Source organism: Psychrobacter sp. 1Y4 (assembly GCF_051847555.1).
Map to the genome: position 1 here is coordinate 1 of NZ_JBPYDE010000174.1, position 1,022 is coordinate 1,022.

1 protein-coding gene is annotated in these 1,022 nt (G+C 35.1%); it reads left to right on the top strand.

The window, feature by feature from the left end:
• Positions 1 to 107: 107 nt before the first annotated feature.
• On the top strand, positions 108 to 1,022 hold a 915-nt coding region (locus ACS8FC_RS15070; RefSeq protein ID WP_439297368.1), incomplete at its 3' end, for an ATP-binding protein.

A 1,022-nucleotide genomic window follows, 5' to 3' on the forward strand; every position in this document is an offset into this window, starting at 1 on the left:
TGAATAAGGTGGTGGATCTTGGCTATAAATTTGTAGTTAAAGTATTTGACTATGGATTTGTAGCTAAGTATTATGACTATAAAATTGTAGTCATAATTGGATGAGAGATGAGCACAGGAAATATAGCGACAGGTGATAATTACTTTTCAAGACCTGCTGATGAAAAAAAACTATGGAGACACTTATCAGATGGTGCTCATGTTTTATTGCTTGCACCTAGACGGGTGGGAAAGTCTTCACTGATTACTCATATTAAAGACCAACCTAAATTAGGATATGCAGTGATATATGTCTTTGTACAGGCTTGTGATAATGAGCAGAGTTTTTATCAAAAAATGCTACGTGAAATCTACAAGTCCAAGCACATAAAAAAATCTGAAAAAATAAAGAGTAAACTCACAGAGTGGGCTAAAGATATTAATTTTAGCTTGTCAGTTAGTCCAACGAACATCGAAGCTGGATTAGGTAAAGAAAAAGGCGAGACCAAAATAATTACTCATGAAATGATTCGAGATGTATTGTATGAGAGTCTGAAATTGAGTGAAGAGACTATCATTATTGCGATTGATGAATTCCCTGATGTGCTAGAAAAAATATTTAATGAACAGGGCAAAAAGGGTGTAGAGCAGTTTTTATCTGGTATTCGTGCACTATGTCAAGACCCTGAATTCAATGAAAAAGTTCAGTTTATCTTAACAGGCTCGATAGGGTTAGACACATTAGCAGAAAAGTTGGCAGTTACTGACTTGATCAATATGCTAGTGACTATGAGTGTTCGTCCTTTTAAAGATGATCGAGCAATAGAGTTTATAGAATTTTACGTTAAAAAGCATTGTCCAGAAATCGCTCTAGATATAGAGACTAAGCAAACCATCATTGATGAAGTAGGTTGGAATATGCCTTATTATCTAGGGTTGGTATGTGAGCAGCTTATTGAAATTTTCGATGAAGAAGAACGTCAAATTGAGCATAGCGATGTAAGAATAGCTGTCGATAGTTTGTTTAGTCCAGCAATGAAAACC